The sequence below is a fragment of the Paenibacillus sp. N3.4 genome (genome assembly GCF_008017805.1).
In the GTDB taxonomy this organism is placed as follows: Bacteria; Bacillota; Bacilli; order Paenibacillales; family NBRC-103111; genus Paenibacillus_E.
The window spans coordinates 1-1169 of the sequence record NZ_VRTT01000206.1 but is presented as its reverse complement, the minus strand read 5'-3'; the positions used below and the strand labels follow the sequence as shown (position 1 = coordinate 1169).

At 43.3% G+C, this 1169-nt stretch carries 1 protein-coding gene; it reads left to right on the top strand.

Annotated features, from left to right (window positions below):
- Positions 1–63: 63 nt before the first annotated feature.
- Positions 64–1167, top strand: coding sequence for an IS200/IS605 family element RNA-guided endonuclease TnpB (gene tnpB / locus FU659_RS34950; protein ID WP_147951739.1), 1104 nt, complete (start codon positions 64–66; stop codon positions 1165–1167).
- Positions 1168–1169 lie beyond the last annotated feature (2 nt).

The following is a 1169-nucleotide window of genomic DNA, read 5'->3' as shown; positions in this document are numbered from 1 at the left end:
ATGTAGCGAACATATGTGCTATAATAGATGTATATGCCAAGACGAAAGGAGGTCGTGTTCGCCATGTTGCATCATAAAGCATTCAAATTTCGAATATTCCCATCGCCAGAACAAGCAACACTCATCAACAAAACGATAGGGTGCAGTCGCTTTGTGTTCAATCGTTTTCTTGCCCTGTGGAGTGACACCTACAAAGAGACAGGAAAGGGCTTATCTTATGGCGCATGTTCGGCTGAACTCACAAAACTAAAACAAGAAATAGACTGGTTGAAAGAAGTAGACAAATTTTCTCTACAAAATGCACTAAGAAATTTGAGTGATGCTTACCATCGCTTTTTCAACAAACAAAACGATGCGCCTACGTTTAAAAGCAAGAAGAATCCTGTACAGTCTTACCAAACAAATTACACGAATGGAAATATTGAAATAGTAGACCATCAGATCAAGTTACCTAAACTTGGACTTGTGAAATTTGCGAAAAGTCGTGAAGTCGAAGGACGTATCCTGAACGCTACGATTAGACGCAATCCAAGCGGCAAATACTTTGTGTCTGTGCTTGTAGAAGCCAACATCCATGAGATGCCCCAAACTGGCAAAGAAGTTGGCATCGATGTTGGCTTGAAAGATTTTGCCATTCTATCCAGTGGCGAAGTATTTGGCAACCCTAAATTCTTTCGCACCCTGGAAGAAAAACTGGCAAGGGCACAGCGTAAACTTTCACGTATGAGTAAAGGTAGCTGCAATTGGAAGAAGCAACGCATCCAAGTAGCGCGTATTCACGAGAACATCACGAATGCTCGTGCGGATTACTTGCAAAAGATTTCAACGCATATTGTCAAAAACCACGACATCATTGCGGTTGAAGACTTGCAAGTAGCCCATATGATGAAAAATCACAAATTAGCCAAGGCAATTAGTGAGGCTTCCTGGTCGATGTTTCACTCCATGCTGGTGTACAAAGCGAAGTGGTATGGTCGCATCGTTGTGGCTGTGGGTCAAACATTCGCATCTTCGCAGCTATGCTCCTGCTGTGGCTATAAGCACAAAGACGTAAAAGACCTAAAGTTGCGCGAGTGGGATTGCCCCGAATGTGGAGCGCATCACGACCGAGACTTGAATGCAAGCCTGAACATCCTTACCGAAGGCAAAAGACTGCTTACTGTGTAATC

What these genes read in the sequence shown, in the direction of transcription:
- tnpB (WP_147951739.1), top strand. Translation starts at nt 64, where the DNA reads ATGTTGCATCATAAAGCATTCAAATTTCGAATATTCCCATCGCCAGAA.